We start from the raw sequence: 19,092 nt of genomic DNA, 5'->3' as shown, positions 1-19,092 counted from the left end.
AGCAACATATTGATTGAAGCTAAAAAAAATCAGTAAAATCAAAGGGAAATAAGCTATTGAGTCCCAGGCTAAAAAGCCATATATTGTACGCGATTTTTTACCGGGTTTACTTTTAAATTCAATTAATTCAACCAGGGCGTTTTGATACCCCCGGTTGTAGGAGAGATATGATGACGGATAAAGTCCGTATTGACACTTTAGTTGCGAATTCATTAAACGGAAACAATGAAACCTATTTGGCGAGACAGGCCGAATTTGAATCGAATGTCAGGAGTTATCCGCGCAAATTGCCACTGGCCATTGCCAAAGCAGAGGGCGTGTGGATCACAGACGTTGAGAATAATCAGTATCTTGACTGCCTAGCTGGCGCCGGAACCTTGGCGCTTGGGCACAACCACCCTGACATGCTGAAAAGCATCCAAGATGTCATTACCAGCGGCTTGCCGTTACATACTCTCGATCTGACAACGCCGTTGAAAGATCGTTTCTCCGAATATCTGCTCTCCTTGTTACCCGGCCAGGGTAAAGAGTATTGCCTGCAGTTCACCGGCCCTTCCGGCGCAGACGCCGTTGAAGCCGCATTGAAACTGGCAAAAAAACACACTGGCCGCTCCGGCGTGATCAGCTTCTCCGGCGGCTATCATGGCATGACCCATGGTGCGCTGGCGGTAACGGGTAACCTGTCACCGAAAGAAGCCATCAACGGCATGATGCCGGAAGTCCAGTTTATGCCTTACCCGCACCTGTACCGCTGCCCGCTGGGCATTGGCGGCGAGGCTGGCGTCAAGGCATTGACCTACTATTTCGAAAACCTGATCAATGACGTCGAAAGCGGCGTACGTAAACCTGCGGCCGTCATTCTGGAAGCCGTTCAGGGTGAAGGCGGCGTTAACCCGGCGCCGGCCGAGTGGTTGCAGCGCATTCGCAAAGTCACTCAGGAACACGGCATTTTGCTGATCATCGATGAAGTTCAGGCCGGCTTTGCGCGTACGGGCAAATTCTTCGCCTTTGAGCACGCAGGCATTGAGCCGGACATCATCGTGATGTCCAAAGCCGTAGGCGGCGGTTTGCCATTGGCCGTACTGGCCATCAAGAAGCAGTTTGACGCCTGGGAGCCTGGCCACCATACCGGTACCTTCCGCGGCAACCAATTGGCGATGGCTACCGGCCTGACCACCCTGCAGCACCTTAAAGACAACCAGATTGCCGAAAAAGTGGCAGCCCAGGGCGAATGGCTGAAAGCCAAACTGGCCGAACTGCAAAAGCGTTATCCGGTGATAGGTCACGTGCGTGGCCTGGGCTTGATGATTGGTATTGAGATCGTCAAACCTGGCGAAGCGCAAGATCATATGGGTTGCTACCCTGCCGATGGCCAATTATCCGCATTGCTGCAGAAAAAATGCTTTGAAGCCGGGCTGATTCTGGAGCGCGGTGGCCGCAATGGTTGCGTACTGCGCCTGCTGCCTTCCCTGCTGATCACCAACGATGAGTTGGGTATTTTCCTGGATAAATTTGAACAAGCCCTGTTAGCGGCCGGCGTCAAACCCGTCTGAGTGGAGTGAATGACCGCGATGTCCAAGTTAAACCCGATTCTGGCGGCCTCGGCGCAAAGCACCGAGGCATACCAGCAAGCGATTGCACAGAGTAGCCAGGCCGTTGTGCAGTGGCTGCAACAACCTGAGATGTATCAGGGGAAAACCGTTGCCGAACTGCGTGAACGCATTACGCTCGATTTCAATCCACAGGGCCTGGGCAACCAGGCCGCGATTGAACGCGCGATTGAGTACTTTTTAAAAGACAGCCTGTCGGTTCACCACCCGCAGTGCGTGGCGCATTTACATTGCCCAAGCCTGGTGGTCAGCCAGGCCGCTGAGGTCTTGATTAACGCCACCAACCAAAGCATGGACTCCTGGGATCAAAGCCCATCCGCCACCATCATCGAGATGAAATTGATCGAATGGTTGCGCACCCAGGTGGGTTACCAGCCTGGCGATGCCGGGGTGTTCACCAGCGGCGGTACCCAGAGCAACCTGATGGGCCTGATGTTGGCGCGCGATGCCTTCTTTGCGCGCCAGGGGCACTCTATCCAGCAGGATGGCCTGGTCGGCAACCTGAAAAAGATTAAAGTCTTATGTTCTGAAAACGCCCACTTCTCGGTGCAAAAGAACATGGCGTTGCTGGGTCTGGGTTATCAATCCGTCACGCTGGTGAAAACCGATCGGTTCGCGCGTATGGACCTGAACGATTTAGCCGAAAAAGTGGCGCAGGCCGAAGCCAATGGCGAGCAGATCCTGGCGATTGTAGCGACCGCAGGCACCACGGATGCCGGCGCTATTGATCCCCTGCGCGCTATCGCGCAGTTGGCGGCGAAACACCAGATCTGGGTGCATGTCGATGCAGCCTGGGGCGGTGCATTGTTGCTGTCGGAGAAATACCGCGATTATCTGGATGGCATTGAATTGGTGGATTCCATTACGTTGGACTTCCATAAGCAATTCTTCCAGACCATCAGTTGCGGCGCCTTCTTGTTGAAAGAAGCCCGTCACTATGAGCTGATGCGCTATCAGGCGGCCTACCTGAACTCCGAGTTCGACGAAGCGCAAGGCGTGCCGAACCTGGTGTCCAAATCGCTGCAAACCACCCGCCGTTTCGATGCGTTGAAACTGTGGATGGGTCTGGAAGCGCTGGGGCAAAAGCAGTACGCGGAGATCATCGATCACGGCGTTACGCTGGCGCAGCAGGTTGCGCACTACATCGGCGATCAACCGTCGCTGGAACTGGTTATGCAGCCGCAGTTGGCCAGCGTCCTGTTCCGTTACCTCCCGCCACAGTTGGCGGCGAGCGGCGATGCGGCGATTGCATTGCTCAACCAACGGATTGGCGATGCTCTGCTGGAATCGGGCCGCGCCAACGTGGGCGTTACCGAGTTTGATGGCGTCACCTGCCTGAAAATGACGTTACTGAACCCGACCGTCAGCCTGGAAGACATTAAAGTGTTGCTGGCGCTGGTGGAAACCACTGCACAGCAATTGCCGACCGCTTAAACCCGGTTTGCCGTTAAAAGCCGATAGCATTCTGCTATCGGCTTTTTTATTGCGCTCGCAGAAGGTATCTCCCCTCGACGATGGCCCGAGACACCTGACCATCAGTTAAGCACTATCTGCAGCATGCCCAGTGAGGCTATGGAAATAATCAGCGTCGGCAGCATCGAAAACCGAATAGCGCAGCCTATCGCGATAAACATGGCGATGATTTCTGCCGGATTGGACGACACAAAGTAAGGTGAGATGGCTGACACCATTACGCATCCGGGCGCACTTTCCATGACGCTTCTTGCGCGGGGGCTGAGGTGGCGATTTCTCAAGACAAGATACCCCAGTATCCGGCTCAGATAGGTCACTAACGCCATCCCGGCGATGGTTAAACAGGCAGCCCAGCTCATTGATTTTTATCTCCCCAGAACCATGCCGCCAATAACCCGCTGAACGTTCCTGCAAGCACGTAGGCATGGCCCGGAATGACAAGATACACCGCCGCGGCAACCGCCAGGCTGACCAACCAGGGGCGGGCAGCCCGATATCCCTTCCACATTCCCCGAAGAAGGACAATAAACGTGGCGGGAAAAGCCATCGCGAAACCATACTCTTCTACATTTCCCAATATTGGGCCAACCAGGCACCCCAGCACCGAAAATCCCACCCAAACGGGATAAAAAGGGAAACAAGCCCCGAGGAAGTAAGGCATGGAGAGGCTCTTATCCGCCGGCATGATGGCGGCATTCTTCAGGGTTTTAGAATAGGCCACCGCCCAGCCCTCATCAGCCATCAGGAAGAGTGCCGGCAGCACTTTACGACGAGGAAGATGCTTGAGGTAAGGCGTCAGAGCCGCTCCCATAATGATATGCCTGCTGTTGATCAAAAATGTCAGCAAGATGATGGTCAGTACCGGCAGCGGTTCCTGCCAGAGCTGGATGGCCGCAAACTCCGAGCCACCGGCAAAGTTCAGCGCAGTCATCAGGCCAAGCTCTGGCGTGGCAAGACCGGCCTTTGATGCCTGAGCGCCTAAAACCAGAGCGTAAGGCGCAATGGCGAGCAGCAAGGGGATTCCATCTTTCACTCCCTGTGTAAACGAATTACTGCGAGAATAATTATCCATCACATAATGCCTTCAAATATCCTTCGGTTTCCCCACCTTAAGGTAAGGCGTTAAGGCGATACAATTACGTCATAATCGCGACGCCAACCAAGTTCGTGAACATCGGCTGGCCTCTGAGCCTTGAACCCTGTCGGAGGGGGCGCAGTATCCAAGATGATCGGCGTTGCTGCGGCCCCCCGCGTTTACGGTACTGATATAAAAACAAAATTGAGCATTTTGGGCCGCCAATACGATAACCTCAAACGGCAATATTTGTCTGCCGAATAATGTATATCCGACAGACGGAAGCGGTCTTGGCGTAGGATATAATAGAAGGCGGAAGACGCAGCATTGGCATTGATAACCTGCACAGAACGCCTTCTCCCTTTTTCTTTGGTTCAGGATACGAAGCATGATGACTGATCCCGATCTCAACCTGCTCATTGCCCTCGACGTGTTACTGGCCGAAGGCAGCGTGGCCGGCGCGGCGCGGCGTCTTGGGTTAAGCGCCTCTGCCATGAGCCGCACGCTCAGCCGCTTGCGCACGGCAACCGGCGATCCTTTACTGGTGCGCGCCGGGCGCAATATGGTGCTGACACCTTATGCCGAAGAGATACGCGAGCGTACGCAAAATACCGTTTTTGAGGCACGCGCCGTGCTTCGCCCTTCCTCAGCGGAGCTGGATCCGGCCACGCTGGAACGTACCTTTATCCTGCGCACCAACGACGGCTTTGTGGAAGCTTTTGGCCCTGCGCTTATCGCGGCGGCAGCGGCGGCGGCCCCTTTAGTGCGCCTGCGCTTTGCGCCAAAACCCGAGAAAACCTCAAAGCCTTTGCGAGAAGGCCTGGTTGATCTCGAGATCGGTGTGTTGGGTGCCATGGGGCCGGAAATTCGCCTGCAGGCGCTATTCAGGGACAGGTTCGTGGGGGTGGCAAGGAAGGGACATCCGCTGGCGCTACAGCCTGACGTTACCCTTGAGCGCTATGTTGCCTGCGGGCACGTTGTCGCCTCGCGCAGCGGGCGGGTAGCCGGGCCGGTGGACCAGGCGCTGGCGGAGTTGGGGCTGGAGCGGAACATCGCCGCCGTGGTGCCGAGTTTTCCCGCCGCGCTGGCGGTGGCTCAGGCGTCTGACCTGGTGGCGCTGGTGCCCGCCTCTTTTCTTATCAATCAACCCACCGTTAGTGGGAACGGGGTTGTCGCCGCACTTTTCGCTTTTGAACTGCCGGTAAAAACCCAGAGCATTACCGTTTCGCAAATGTGGCATCCGCGCTCCGAAGTGGATCCGGCCCACCGTTGGCTGCGGCAATTGGTGTTGAGCGTCTGCCGGCGGCAGGCACCGGCGTGAGGAGCAACTCAGCTCATTTAGTGACAATGTCACTACATCCCGTCTGCTTTGGTGCGCCAAACTCGACGCCAGGCAACCGGCGTCGATAAGCCGATCAGGCATTCAGGGTTTTCAGCAGGCTAAAGGCCGCTTTCATGTGGTCTTCGCTGACGATAAAAGCCCGCAATTGCGCTTGCCGATCAAAGCCTTTGGCGATCATGCCCTGCGGCTCGGCGGTAATCACCCACTTCAGATCCTGGCGCTGAGTCTCTCCCGCCAGATGCAGCGGTAAATCAGGCGTTTTCACCTTGACCAGCATGGCGGGCAACCTGACCGTTTCTGCCGCACCCAGCAGATTTTTCGCCAGGGTCATGGCACTGAACTGGATAGGCTGGAGGAACGGCAGCAGCTTACCTTCTATCTCCGCACAATCACCCAGCGCGTAAACGTCGGTAGCCGAGGTTTCCAGCGTGGCGTCAACCTGAATACCGCGATCGCTCCGTAAACCGGCCTGCTGCGCCAAAGCCAGGTTCGGCCGCAGCCCAACCGAAGCAATCACTGCATCAACTTGCAGGCTTCGCCCGTTGTCGAGCGTAGCCAGAATGCCCGCTTCCCGCTGCGCCAGAGCCACCAGTTGCTGATTGAATGCCAACTCAACCCCCATGTGCTGTAAACGATGCTGCAATCGGCTGCTGGCTTCAACCGGCATCAGAGACGACAGCAGGCTACAGGCTTTGTCCACCAAAGTGACTTGCTTACCGGCCCGGCACATGTCCATCGCCAGTTCGCTGCCAATCAGCCCGCCACCGAGGATCAATACCCGTTGCGCCTGCCGCAGCGTATTTTCCGCCGCGCGGTATTCCTGCTGGCTGTTGAGCGTCAACATCAGCTCATGACCAGGTACCGGCGGCACAATGGCCGACGCGCCCAAGGCCAAAACCAGCTTATCGTAATGCCAATGTTGCTCGCCGCTGCTAACCGTTTTCTGCCGCGTATCGATGGCGGTAACCCGCGTATTGGCATGCAACGTCAGCAGAAACTGCTCGGCAAAACTGCCTGAGGTTTGCCGCGTCAGCGCGTCCGCCGTCTGCTGTTGGCTAATGACGTGGCTCAGCTCAGGTTTGTTGTATTCATCGCAGCTGTCTGCGGCGATCAGGCGAATGGGTATGCTGCCGTCTTGCTTACGCAGATTTTTCACCAGCTGACGGGCGGCAAACCCGGAGCCGATTATCAGGATGCCGTGGTTCATTTTGCCTCCACCGCAAGCGCATCGAAGACGTCTTTGCCCATCGCGCATTCCGGACACAAAAAGTCGCCAGGTACGTCCTGCCAACAGGTGCCGGGAGCCACGTCCTGCATAGGTTCGCCCTCACGCGGATCGTATACCCACAGACAGACGCTGCATTGCATGCGCGGCCCCAGTCCGGCATCGACCAAGACGTCCTCCGTTACCTGTGGGGATGGATTGAGCGGCGCAATAGCCGCAGGCAAGGGGCTGAGCGCCCACTGGCGAGCGATATCACGGCCATGCTGGCGACAGATCGCCAGAGTATCGGTGTCCGGACGCCATTTGGCCTTCAATGCCAGCGTGGTTTCAAAACCGCAGTCCATCAGGCGGGTCTGAATACGGTCTACCGCCCCGCCGTTCCAGCCATAACTGCCGAACGCCGAGGCCTTCTTATTGCGAAAGCGCAACCCGGTGATCTCTTCGAGCAGGCCGGCAACCTTCGGCATCATCACGTTGTTCATGGTCGACGAGCCGACCAGAACCCCTTTGGAACGAAACACGTTGGTCAGGATCTCATTCTTGTCGTGACGCGCCACGTTAAAAATCTTCACCGCCACCTGCGGATCAACCTCATTAATGCCTTGAGCAATCGCATCCGCCATCATCCGGGTGTTGTTGGACATGGTGTCGTAAAACAGGGTGATGCGGTCTTCCTGGTAGTCCGCCGCCCATTTCAGGTAGCGCTCTACAATTTGCGTGGGGTTATCGCGCCACACCACGCCGTGCGAGGTGGCGATCATATCTACCGGTAAATTGAAACCGAGGATCTCGTTGATTTTCGGCGTCACCAGGCGACTGAACGGCGTCAGGATATTGGCGTAGTAACGCTGGCATTGTTCAAACAGCTCGTTCTGATCCACCTCATCGTTGAACAGGCGCTCGTCGCAATAATGCTGACCAAAGGCATCGTTACTGAACAGCACCGCATCCTCGGTCATATAAGTCATCATGCTGTCCGGCCAGTGCAGCATCGGGGTTTCCACGAAGATCAGCCGTTTGCCGTTACCGATATCCAGGCTGTCGCCGGTACGCACCACATGAAAATTCCACTCGGGGTGGTGGTGATGGCCATTGATGGAATCAATGCCGTTTTCCGTGCAGTAAATGGGCGTGCCGGGAACCTGCGCCATCAATTCGCTCAGCGCACCGGCATGGTCTTCTTCGGCATGGTTGATGATGATGTAATCCAGCGTGGCAAGATCGATCTCCGCCGCCAGGTTCTGCACAAACTCACGGCTGAATTTGTGGTCCACCGTGTCGATCAGGACGGTTTTCTCTTCGCGGATCAGATAGCTGTTATAGCTGCTGCCCTTCAGCGTTTTGTATTCGGTACCGTGAAAGTCACGCACTTCCCAGTCACGTTGGCCGACCCATTGAATATTGTTTTTTACCTGAATAGCCATGCTCATTACCTTTGCGTTGATGATTGCGTTTCGATGTCTGTAAAGAGCAATCCGCATGCCAGATTTTATCTTATTGTTTTTATATGGGTTTATAAAAATTGCTGTCATATCGACACAGGTATAACATTGTCTTTATGACTATTCAGTGTCGGAATGACAATCATGTCCCTCTCCATGCAATCCCTCGCCGCCATCGCCATAGAATTGCAAAATGGCCTGACGCAGCGTGACCGCTTTCAGCGCCTGATCAACAGCCTGCGCCACCTGCTGCGCGGCGATGCGTCCGCCTTGCTGCGTTTCGAAGGGCAGCAGTTTCGCCCTTTGGCCATTGATGGCCTGGCGCAGGACGTCCTGGGCCGCCGTTTCGCGCTGAATGCGCACCCACGTCTGGAAGCCATTGCCCGCGCCGGTGACGTGGTGCGCTTCCCTGCCGACAGCGATTTGCCGGATCCATACGACGGCCTGATCCCCGGCCACGATAGGCTGAAAGTCCACGCCTGTATTGCGCTGCCGCTGTTTGCCGAACAGGACTTAATCGGTGCGCTGACCTTCGACAGCCTCAACCCGCAGCAGTTTGACCGCTTCAGTGATGAAGAGCTGAGGTTGATCGGCGCGTTGGCTGCGGGCGCCTTGAACAATGCGTTGCTGGTGGAAATGCTGGAAAAACAGGCGTTATCGCCAGCGACCCCCGGCGTTAATAGTCCGAGAGAAAGCGATGAAATCATCGGCCTTTCACCACTGATGCGGCAGTTGAAACAGGAAATCGGCATCGTGGCCGCTTCCGATCTCAACGTGTTGATTACCGGCGAAACCGGTGTCGGCAAAGAGCTGGTGGCGCGCGCCATTCATCAGGGATCGGCGCGAGCCTCAAGCCCCCTGGTGTATCTCAACTGCGCTGCGTTGCCGGAGAACGTGGCGGAAAGCGAGCTGTTCGGCCATGTTAAAGGCGCCTTTACCGGCGCCATCCAGCACCGCATCGGCAAGTTTGAGCTGGCCGATAACGGCACGCTGTTCCTCGATGAGATTGGTGAGCTTTCGCTCTCGCTGCAGGCCAAGTTGCTGAGAGTGATCCAATACGGCGATCTGCAACGGGTTGGCGATGACCGTGTCAAGCGCGTCAACGTGCGCATTTTGGCGGCAACCAATCGCAATCTGAAACAAGCGGCGGTCGACGGCCAATTCCGCGTAGATTTATACCATCGCCTGAGCGTATTCCCGATTACTGTACCGCCGCTGCGCGAACGTGTCAGCGATATCGCCCTGCTGGCCGGTTTCTTCTGCGAACGCTGCCGCCTCAAGCTGGGCTTGGCGCAATTGACCCTCAGCGCATCGGCGTTATTCGCGCTGGAACGCTATGTATGGCCAGGCAATATTCGCGAACTGGAGCATGCGATTTATCGCGCGGCCATTTTGGCCCGTGCCACGCAAAACAGCAGCGAGCTGGAATTGTTGCCGACGCATTTCAACTTAAACTCCGATCCCCTACCGGCAGAGGAAAATTACGCCCTGCCGGAAACAAGGGGCCAGGAAGATCTTGCCGCCATGACGCAGCACTTTCAGCGCAGCGTGATCCAAAAGACGCTGGCCGAGAGCGAAATGAATTGGGCGGCGACGGCGCGTAAATTGAAACTGGACAGCGGTAACCTGCACCGGTTGGCCAAAAGGTTGGGAATAAAGGCTTAAAACGGTTTAGGGCAAAGAGACCCACGAGGAGTGTTGGTTGGGATAATTACGCAGCGTAACCATTATAATAAAGGGATTTTATTGGTTTGATTCATTTTGCTTTAATAGTGCCCACTATGCAGTGCATTAAAACGATGACGCCCAATCAATCGAAGCACTGCATAGTGGAGCGGGAATATTAACGTAATGAATTCGGATTTCTAACCTTATGTAACTAAAGAAACCGAAAATACAAAGATAAAAGCGCCAGAAATATCGAAGACACAATATATTGGCGCTCACCGGTCTATTAATTATCCATCAAGGCTAACACTTTTTATTGGCCCTTACTTTTTCAGGGGAAATAAAATAATCAATCACTTCATCGTCTACGCATTGATTGACGTTGGAAAGCGCAATCGTATGCCCGTCGCCATTCACCGTAATCAAAGGGCTGTGAAAAAATGTCGCCATCCGTTTGGCCCCCTCATAAGGGGTAGCGGGATCATAAAGTTGTGCAACAAATAACAAAGGCGGCAATTCGGCAGACGCTACGGGAGTATGCGCCGGCATCGTGCCTTTAAATGGCCAGAGGTCGCAGACATTGCGTGGAGACTGCGTCTTTACCGGATAGTTACTGAAAGGGGATGCATCCGCTAACTTCTGCTCTTTGAGCCGGCTCTGTTCAAGATTCTCACCCGGATTGGCCGAATCTATGCAGCCGATCAGGGTTAAATTATCGGCCTCTTCGTCGGCGGCGTTTGCCACGCCCACATCAGCCCTGCTGTCTGCCTGGTTACGGGGTTTGGAGGGATTTACCGCTTTAGGGCGTGCGTTTTGTTCTGCCTCCGTAGCCTGATCAGCGGTTTTATCCAAAACGGCCAGAGCCTGGTAATCAAACTTGTCGCTATCGATTGAGCGCAGCAATTTGGCCAGGTCCGGCCAATTTTCTGAAGAATAAAGCGTTTTTTGGGTCGCACTAATAATAGCGTCCGAGCCTATATCATTGCCATTTTCATCCCTCAGCGCCAGGTTATCTACTTTTTCCAGCAACGCGTGATAGTTCGCCGTGGCATGGGCTTTAGTTAATTGGCACTGCTGCTCTTCTTCACAATAGGCGGCAAAACGTTCGAATGAATGCTGGAAGGACAATGCCTGTTTGTAATCGCTGCTGAACGCATCGTCCGAGATGTCCATCACGCCGTCGAATACCAGGGCCCTTATATTTTTCGGGAAACGCTCTGCGTAGATTGCCGCTACCTGAGTTCCGTATGAAAAGGCGATAGCATTCAGTTTATCTTCACCCAAAGCGGCTCTGATAATGTCCACATCATTGACCGCCTCATCCGTACCCAGGTGTTTCAGGACATTGAGCGTCGTGCGATTAATACAGCCTTCCAACCAGGTACGGCCCACTTTTTCGGCCTCTGCGGTATTAAGCGCATTATCGGCATTGTTGTCCGGCTGAGTGGAACATGTAATTTTTGGCCGGGATTGCCCGACGCCTCGTGGGTCATAACCGATAATATCGAAACTTTCATTGAGTTCTTCCGTTTCGATAGGCACCTGAATCCCAGGCAGCCCCGGCCCGCCGGGAATAGACAGCACGCTGCCCCACTTCTCACCGGTCGCAGGCAAGCGTGTGACTGCCAGTTTGACTTTTTCATGGCTACTGCCGCCGTAGGATAAAGGCGCTTCAACATAGCCGCATTGCAGCCGCGCAGGGATCTCTCCCCCGTCGAACCATTGATTAAACGAACTGTTTTTGCAGGAAACCCAGGATATCGGCTGAGTTTGGCTGGCAAAAACCGCCGGTGGGCAAAAAATGACGGCAATAAAGGCTATTGTCGGAAACGTCACGCTTCCCCCTCGATGAAAAAAATTAAGGCTATAAATCGTCCAGGCCTTAGTTATACAGACCCATCGGAAAACGGAATATATCTGCGCCAAGCTTTTTTACAGAGAGTGAGGCTTTGTTTAATAAATCGGATTTAGAGAAAACCTGCGCATCCCCAGGCGCGTTGTTGCGCGCGGGAGGGGGCGCTTTGGAATACAGGCTGGCTCCAGCCTGCGCTTCGTGGCGATATTCGCAAATGGCCGCATTCTCCCTATGTTCAATGGCAGAATGGAATGAATGCGGCTGGCTGTGATTACAGCAACTGCCCGCCCGAAATGTCGAAGGTCGTCCCGTTAGCCCATGCCATGTCATCGGACAGAATGGCGGCTACCGCGCCGCCTACGTCGTCCGGTAAACCGACACGACCCAGCGCGATCCCCTGAGCAACCCAGGCGTTCACATCCTTGTTGTCGCGCACCGCACCACCGCCAAAATCGGTAGCGATGGCACCAGGGGCAATCGCATTCACCCGAATTTGGCGCGCACCAAGTTCTACGGCCATGTAACGGGTCAGAACCTCTACTGCGGCCTTCACCGCCGCATAAACGCTGTACCCCGGCAAAGTAAAGCGCACGAAGCCGGACGAAACGTTCAGGATCCGTCCGCCGTCTTCCACGAGCGGTAACAGCTTCTGAGTCAGAAAAATCGGCCCGCGAAGGTGCGTGGCGACCAGAGAGGCAAATTGCTCCTCGGTGGCGTCAACAAAGTTTGAAAAGAGTCCATTGCCGGCATTGTTGACGAGGAAGTCGAAGCGTTCGCGGCCGAAGTCGGCCCTCAGCGTTTCAGTCACGGCGTTTGAAAAAGCCGGATAACTGGCGGTATCGGTGATGTCGAGCGGCAGCATCGCGGCCTTGCCACCCTGTGCTTCGATCTCCTTTTTCAACATTTCGGCTTCTGCGGCGCCGCTGCGATAGGTGCCGATAATGTGTACGCCGCGCTTGGCGAGGTGAAGAGCTATGTTGCGGCCAAGGCCACGGCTGGCGCCGGTGATGAGTGCAATTGGGTTGGTCATGGGCTGTCTCGTATAGGTTAATTGGGCGCACCTTGCGGTGCCTGCTTGACCTGCTCATGATAGGCAATGACCGGTGTGTAACCTACGCCTGATAAGCTCAGTTTATTGCCTGATTGTCTCAATCATTTTACGGGGGGAAGGATGGTGGGTATAATCGACGGATGAAAAATGAGCTTGCACCGCATCTTGATATCGCCCTGCGCCATGCGCCACCGGGCTTGACCCCCACACGGATCCCGCGTGTAGACCTCTGCGTCGGGCAAGGTTCTACAGACAAGGCGCCATGCCTGTATCGCTCGATGATCTGCTTCATCCTGCAAGGCTCTAAGCGCGTAGCGATCCACGACAATCTTCTGAGCTACGACAGTGAACAATATCTCATCAGCGCCCTTGACCTGCCTTTGATCGGGCAAATTCTTGACGCTGAAGACGGGCAACCCTACGTTGCGCTCTCGCTTGTGTTGGACCCGGCCATACTGGCGGAATTAGCGGCGACCATGCCGCCGGTTCGCGAGCGCGAACAAAAAGGGATTGGCATCGCGATAAATCCGATGACCGCTCCGCTCCGCGACACCTTGCTCCGCTTATTATCATTGCTCGACACGCCTGACGATATCCCGATTCTTGGCCCCCTGCTCGAACGGGAATTGCTTTATCGTCTCTTGCAGGGGCCTCAGGGGCAACTTCTGCGTCAGATTGCTCAGCCTGATGGCGCACTGGGTAGCATCCGCCGGGCCGTTGCCTGGATCAGAGACAATTACAATACCCGGCTTCGCATCGAGGCGTTGTGTGATGTCAGCGGCATGAGCCGGGCCAGCCTGCATCGCCATTTTCTGTCGATGACGGGTCTCAGTCCTGTCCAGTATCAGAAACAGCTTAGATTGCAGGAAGCCCGCCAGCTCTTGCTTGCCGGCGAGCATCGCGCGTCCGAGGTGGCCTTTCTCGTCGGTTACGAAAGCGCTTCACAGTTTAGCCGCGAATATCTAAGGCAATTCGGGGTATCGCCTATCCGCGACGTGCGCCAGATACGGCAGGCCATCAATGCTTCACCGAGGGCGTAAACGGTAATTGCAGGAGTTGGCTCAACACCGATCGCCTGTTGCGCAAAAGACACTCGGAACATTCATTAAACGGGCAAGCGCCTAAATAACTGCGTTGAATATCGCTACACCCCAAGCCTGAGACAGGTGGGGTGCATGCAGGTTAGCCGCATGGGCGCGCGATACGAGCCTCCATGGACGGATTCACGGCGTGCCGGCGATCTGCATGCTCCTCACCTGTAGCACTATTTAGGCGCAGCTATTTAATAGTTTAGGTAGGCAATTAATTAAAGAATAGCAGGAGTGACAGGTTGAATTCCGGCCACGGTTTTCTATTAATAATTTGTGTCAAAAGCAACATATCCTTAACAGCCTAACGAATCAAATGGTACAATTCGGCGCATTCACTGTTTAATTTTTTGCCACGCGCCCTGTTTCATGCAGAGTGCGGCGCAACGATTACACTTTGGGAAACGAGTAGTAAGACACATTATTTTCGGAGACCGCCTGAACATGTCTGATTCAACTGCCCGACCGGGTATAAAGCTTAAAGTATGGTGTTGTTTATTAGGGGTAATTCTTGCCGTTGTAGGCTTATTTTTCGCCATCGCCGGCGGAAAGTTAGTCTCGCTCGGCGGCAGCGCCTACTTCCTGATTGCCGGTATCGTCACCCTGCTTTCCGCCATCCAATTCTTCCGTCGCAAATCCTCGGCAGTCACGCTGTTCCTGCTGGTTTTCATCGGTACGCTGATTTGGTCAGTGGCCGACGCCGGTTTTGATTTCTGGCCCTTGATTTCGCGGCTGATGGTGCCAACCGGCCTGATGATTCTGGCCTTCCTTAGCTGGCCTGCACTGCGTAAACCGGAAGGGAAATCGCCGCTGGCTAAACTCTCTTATCTGCTCTCCGCCGTGTTGGCTATGGGTATGGTCGGCGCCTTCGTGCAGATGTTCCAGCCGCACCCCACCGTCGCTTTCAGCGGCCAGCAATTGCCGTTGATCCCGGTCGATAAAGCCAAACAGCAAAAAGACTGGGACAACTACGGCAATACCCCAGGCGGCAGCCGGTTCGTGGCGCTTGATCAGATCACCCGCGATAACGTGAAAGATCTGAAAGTCGCCTGGACCTTCCATACTGGCGATACGCCGATCAGCCCTGGCGGCAACGGCGCAGAAGACCAACAGACGCCGCTGCAAATCGGCAACCGCATCTTCCTGTGTACGCCGCACAACAACGTCATCGCCGTCGAAGCCGACAGCGGGAAAGCGATCTGGAAGCGTGAAATCAACGCGCAATCGCAGGTCTGGAACCGCTGCCGCGGCCTGGCCTACTTCGACGCCACCAAACCCCTGCCGGAACCGACGGTCCCTGGTTCAACGCCTGCGGCGCCGGTTCAGCTTGCGGCCGGCGACAGCTGTCAGCGCCGTATTCTGATGAACACCATCGATGCGCGCCTGGTGGCGATCAACGCCGATAACGGCGAGTTCTGCCAGCACTTTGGCAACAACGGCATCGTCGATCTGAAAGCCGGACTGGGCGATGCCTCGGATCCGAAATACCAGCTGACCTCCGCCCCTACGCTGGCGGGCACCACCGTCGTCGTGGGTGGCCGCGTGGCCGATAACGTGCAAACCGACATGCCTGGCGGCGTGTTGCGTGGTTTTAACGTGATCACCGGTGAAATGCGTTGGGCGTTCGATCCGGGCAATCAAGACCCGAACGCGGCGTTGAAGCCGGGCCAAACCTTTGTGCGCAGTACGCCGAACTCCTGGGCACCGATGTCCTACGATCCGGCGATGAACACCGTATTCATGCCGATGGGCAGCTCTTCCGTGGATCTCTGGGGTGCTAACCGCAACGCTCTGGACCACAAATACGGCGCGTCCATCCTGGCGCTCGATGCGACAACCGGTAAAGAAAAGTGGGTTTATCAGACCGTACATAACGATCTGTGGGATTTCGATGTCCCTATGCAACCTAGCCTGATCGATTTCCCGATGAAGGACGGCACCACCCGCCCTGCACTGGTATTCGGCGGCAAAACCGGGCAGATCTTCGTGCTGGATCGCCATACCGGCAAACCCCTGACCGAAGTGAAAGAACTGCCGGTGAAAACCCGTAACATCCCGGGCGAGCAGTATTCGGCGACTCAGCCCTTCTCTGTCGGCATGCCGCAGATTGGCGCTGAAAAGTTGACCGAATCCGACATGTGGGGCGCAACGCCGTTCGATCAGTTGATGTGCCGCATCAGCTTTAAATCGATGCGTTACGATGGTCTGTTCACCGCGCCGGACACCGATCTCTCGCTCAGCTTCCCAGGTTCGCTGGGCGGCATGAACTGGGGTGGATTGTCTACCGATCCGAACAACCACTACATCTTCGCCAACGATATGCGTTTGGGCCTGTGGGTGCAGATGATCCCGCAAAAAATCGACCCCAACGCGCCGGCCAGCAACGGCGGCGAATCGGTTAACGCCGGTATGGGCGCCGTGCCGTTAAAAGGCACCCCTTACGGCGTCAACAAGAACCGCTTTATGTCGCCGCTGGGCATTCCGTGCCAGAAACCGCCGTTCGGCACCCTGTCCGCTATCGATCTGAAAACCCAGAAAGTGGTGTGGCAAGTACCGGCCGGTACCGTGCAGGATACCGGGCCATTCGGCATTAAAATGCGCGCCCCAATGCCGGTAGGCATGCCAACGCTGGGCGGTACGCTGGCAACCCAGGGCGGCCTGGTGTTTATCGCCGGCACCCAGGATTACTACCTGCGGGCATTTGATTCATCCACCGGTAAGGAAGTGTGGAAAGCGCGTTTGCCGGTCGGCAGCGGCGGCACCCCGATGAGCTACGTCTCACCGACCACCGGTAAGCAGTACATTCTTATCTCCGCCGGCGGCGCACGCCAATCACCGGACCGTGGCGACTACGTGATCGCTTACGCGCTCGATAAGTAACGTTCAAGCTTCGCAATAACAAAAATCCCCCGTCATATGATGGGGGATTTTTTTATGAATTATCGCAAATTAGCGTTAATCCATAGAAAACACCCTTCCTTTTACAAGAATAATCCTACTGTTTTACCCGGCATTATATCTCATGCTTTCAATCGGCTTTTTACCGCGCCAAGCCCGGTTATTGGCATATTTCCGCAGGCACGAATATTATTAAAACAGTTCCTTTTGGAGCGAATCTCAGGCGGTTTTCATAAAGGAACAAGACATGAGCGTTTTACCTGATCGCAGTGATGACAATCATCCTGTTGATATAGCTAATGTAATTTTTGACGGGTTACCGAATCTCATTGGCGTGGGTAAAAGCCTGGGCGGACGCTTTAATAAAGGGTGGCGCGAATATACCGGCGGAGCCTCGTTTGATAATGAGGATAGCGGCTGGCTGAAAGCCCTGCACCCGGCTGACTATGCGCCGGTGCACAGCCTTTGGCAGCAGGCAATGGCTACCGCCGCCTCGTTCGTGAATGAAAGCCGTCTGCGCCATTGCAGCGGTGAGTTCCGCTGGTTTTTGCTGTCGTTCAACGCCGCCAAAGATCCCCTGCCTGGAGAACCGCGCTGGTCTCTTACCTGCGTGGATATCCACGAGCAAGTGCTGGGAAAACATATCCTCGCCGCGACCTTGGCTGCGCAGCAAAACATGCTCGATGCCAGCGTCGACTGCATCAAGATCATCAATAATGACGGTTCGTTGCTGCACATGAACAAAGCCGGCTGCATTGCTCTTGGCCTGGATGAAAACCAAAAACAGTTTGGCATGTCGTGGCTGGGGCTGCTGCCGGTAGAAATACGCAAGCGCGGCAGAAAAGCGCTGCGCAAAGTGTTGAATGGCCGCAATGCCAGATTCGCCGGCCTTAGCATCACGCCAAATGGCAAGATGCAGCATTGGGATAATATCCTCAGCCCGGTCACCGATAAAAATGGCCGGATACAAAATATATTGTGCGTTTCCCGCGATGTGACCTCGCAAAGAATAGCCGAGAAGCGTTTGCTGATCGCCAGTGAATATGACGAACTGACCGGCCTGCCTAACCGACGGTTATTCAAGAAAAAGTTAAAACAGGAAATGAAACGCGCCCTGAGCAACAATAAATTGCTCGGGTTGATTCTGTTGGATCTCGACCACTTTAAATTGGTTAACGACACCCTTGGGCATGCCGCAGGCGATCATCTGTTGCGCGTGTTATCCAAAAGGCTCACGGCGCACCTGAACCCTAACTCTTTTGTTTCCCGGCTCGGCGGCGATGAGTTTGCGGTGGTCATCAGCGACGTGGACGATGAGCAGGATATCTTCAAAATTGCCAATAACTTTCTGTTGCAGCTCGAATCGCCGATCACCCACGGCGGTAAGGCGCTGCATTGCGGCATGAGCATAGGTTGCGCCGTTTATCCTCAGGACGCCCGCGACCCATCGGAACTGATGAAGTGCGCCGATACCGCGCTGTATGAACTTAAAGACGGTGGCCGCGGCGGCATTTATATGTTCAATCAGCAGATGATGGAGAAGGCAAAGGCGCGAGCCTCACAGCTTAACCACGCACGGCAGATTGTGCGTGATAACCGCATTCGCCCCAGCTATCAACCGAAAGTCAATTTGGCCAACGGCGCTATCGTGGGTTTTGAGGCGCTATTGCGCTGGTATTGTCCGGTAAACGGTATGCAGTTGCCGGATACCGTCAGTGAAGCCTTCAGTAACTATGAGCTGGCGAGCAAAATCAGCGAAGCCATGCAGATGAAAGTCTTTGCCGACATCTCACGTTGGATCGATGCCGGGGTAGAAGTCTTGCCGGTGTCGTTGAACGCATCCCCTATCGAGTTTTTACGCGACAACTATGCCGAAACCTTCCTGCAACGATTGCTGATGTTCCGCATCCCGCACCACCTTATCGAGCTGGAGGTCACCGAACATGCGTTCAACAAACACGGTTCGAAGTATGTGTTGCGGGCCTTGCAAATGCTCAAGGAAATGGGCATTCGGATTGCGCTCGACGACTTTGGCACCGGGCATTCGGCCTTTACGCATATCATGAACTACCCGCTGGACTGCATTAAACTGGATTGCGATTTTATCCGCCGGATGAACGACGAGCCGGCCATATTGGGCATCGTCGAAAGCATGGGCATTCTGGGGCAGAAATTGGCCATCGATATCATCGCCGAAGGGATTGAAACCGAGCAACAGCGCCAGACGTTGTGCGACGCCGGTTTTTATTTCGGACAGGGCTTTTTGTTCAGCAAGGCCGTTGAAGCACCCAAGGTGATCAACCTGCTGCGGGAAAATGTTCGTTATAACGAAGAAATCGACGATTGAGGCGGACATCATTTCACT

At 55.0% G+C, this 19,092-nt stretch carries 14 protein-coding genes; 8 read left to right on the top strand and 6 right to left on the bottom strand.

What is annotated here, in order from left to right; translation table 11 throughout:
• Nucleotides 1-167 precede the first annotated feature (167 nt).
• Together ACUTQW_RS05345 and ACUTQW_RS05340 are read left to right on the top strand one after the other, a co-directional pair.
• Entirely contained in the window at nt 168-1,553 is a 1,386-nt protein-coding gene (locus ACUTQW_RS05345; protein WP_004944509.1) for a diaminobutyrate--2-oxoglutarate transaminase, read from the top strand.
• 18 nt (nt 1,554-1,571) lie between these two features.
• Entirely contained in the window at nt 1,572-3,044 is a 1,473-nt protein-coding gene (locus tag ACUTQW_RS05340) for a pyridoxal phosphate-dependent decarboxylase family protein (protein WP_004944506.1), read from the top strand.
• Between the two features lie 101 nt (nt 3,045-3,145).
• On the opposite strand, the gene ACUTQW_RS05335 is transcribed toward ACUTQW_RS05340, so the two are convergent.
• Entirely contained in the window at nt 3,146-3,442 is a 297-nt protein-coding gene (locus ACUTQW_RS05335; RefSeq protein WP_037430946.1) for an AzlD family protein, read from the bottom strand.
• Nucleotides 3,439-4,155 carry an AzlC family ABC transporter permease gene (locus ACUTQW_RS05330; protein WP_020439042.1) on the bottom strand — a complete coding sequence of 239 codons (717 nt, stop codon included), beginning with the start codon at nt 4,153-4,155 and terminating at the stop codon, nt 3,439-3,441. The genes ACUTQW_RS05335 and ACUTQW_RS05330 overlap by 4 nt, the downstream gene beginning before the upstream one ends.
• Nucleotides 4,156-4,549: 394 nt before the next feature.
• On the opposite strand from ACUTQW_RS05330, the gene ACUTQW_RS05325 reads away from it, so the two are divergent.
• Nucleotides 4,550-5,479, top strand: a complete 930-nt coding sequence (locus ACUTQW_RS05325; protein ID WP_006325301.1) for a LysR family transcriptional regulator — start codon at nt 4,550-4,552, stop codon at nt 5,477-5,479.
• Nucleotides 5,480-5,573: 94 nt separating this feature from the next.
• On the opposite strand, the gene norW is transcribed toward ACUTQW_RS05325, so the two are convergent.
• Both norW and norV read right to left on the bottom strand, forming a co-directional pair.
• Nucleotides 5,574-6,707 carry an NADH:flavorubredoxin reductase NorW gene (gene norW / locus ACUTQW_RS05320; RefSeq protein WP_006325299.1) on the bottom strand — a complete coding sequence of 378 codons (1,134 nt, stop codon included), beginning with the start codon at nt 6,705-6,707 and terminating at the stop codon, nt 5,574-5,576.
• Nucleotides 6,704-8,149, bottom strand: a complete 1,446-nt coding sequence (gene norV / locus ACUTQW_RS05315) for an anaerobic nitric oxide reductase flavorubredoxin (RefSeq protein ID WP_006325297.1) — start codon at nt 8,147-8,149, stop codon at nt 6,704-6,706. Before norV ends, norW begins: the two co-directional genes overlap by 4 nt.
• Nucleotides 8,150-8,311: 162 nt before the next feature.
• Here norV and norR point away from each other — a divergent pair, with 162 nt between their 5' ends.
• On the top strand, nt 8,312-9,832 hold the full coding sequence (norR, locus tag ACUTQW_RS05310; RefSeq protein WP_037432896.1) for a nitric oxide reductase transcriptional regulator NorR: 1,521 nt from the start codon (nt 8,312-8,314) through the stop codon (nt 9,830-9,832).
• A 306-nt stretch (nt 9,833-10,138) separates the two neighbouring features.
• Here the strand turns inward: norR and ACUTQW_RS05305 are convergent, their stop codons facing one another.
• Nucleotides 10,139-11,671, bottom strand: a complete 1,533-nt coding sequence (locus ACUTQW_RS05305) for an alpha/beta hydrolase (RefSeq protein WP_006325293.1) — start codon at nt 11,669-11,671, stop codon at nt 10,139-10,141.
• A gap of 290 nt (nt 11,672-11,961) precedes the next feature.
• Complete coding sequence (locus tag ACUTQW_RS05300; protein ID WP_006325292.1) at nt 11,962-12,720, bottom strand: SDR family NAD(P)-dependent oxidoreductase; 759 nt, start codon at nt 12,718-12,720, stop codon at nt 11,962-11,964.
• 161 nt (nt 12,721-12,881) lie between these two features.
• Here ACUTQW_RS05300 and ACUTQW_RS05295 point away from each other — a divergent pair, with 161 nt between their 5' ends.
• The 4 genes from ACUTQW_RS05295 to ACUTQW_RS05280 all read left to right on the top strand — a co-directional run bounded on the left by ACUTQW_RS05295 (nt 12,882) and on the right by ACUTQW_RS05280 (nt 19,074).
• Nucleotides 12,882-13,781: an AraC family transcriptional regulator gene (locus ACUTQW_RS05295; protein ID WP_006325291.1), complete on the top strand. Its 900-nt coding sequence runs from the start codon at nt 12,882-12,884 to the stop codon at nt 13,779-13,781.
• Between the two features lie 492 nt (nt 13,782-14,273).
• Entirely contained in the window at nt 14,274-16,709 is a 2,436-nt protein-coding gene (locus ACUTQW_RS05290; protein ID WP_006325288.1) for a glucose/quinate/shikimate family membrane-bound PQQ-dependent dehydrogenase, read from the top strand.
• A gap of 54 nt (nt 16,710-16,763) precedes the next feature.
• On the top strand, nt 16,764-16,991 hold the full coding sequence (locus ACUTQW_RS05285) for a hypothetical protein (protein ID WP_144080238.1): 228 nt from the start codon (nt 16,764-16,766) through the stop codon (nt 16,989-16,991).
• Nucleotides 16,975-19,074, top strand: a complete 2,100-nt coding sequence (locus ACUTQW_RS05280) for a putative bifunctional diguanylate cyclase/phosphodiesterase (protein WP_020439038.1) — start codon at nt 16,975-16,977, stop codon at nt 19,072-19,074. Before ACUTQW_RS05285 ends, ACUTQW_RS05280 begins: the two co-directional genes overlap by 17 nt.
• Nucleotides 19,075-19,092 lie beyond the last annotated feature (18 nt).

The organism is Serratia sp. TSA_7 (assembly GCF_052692135.1).
This window is presented reverse-complemented; position numbering and strand designations above follow the sequence as displayed.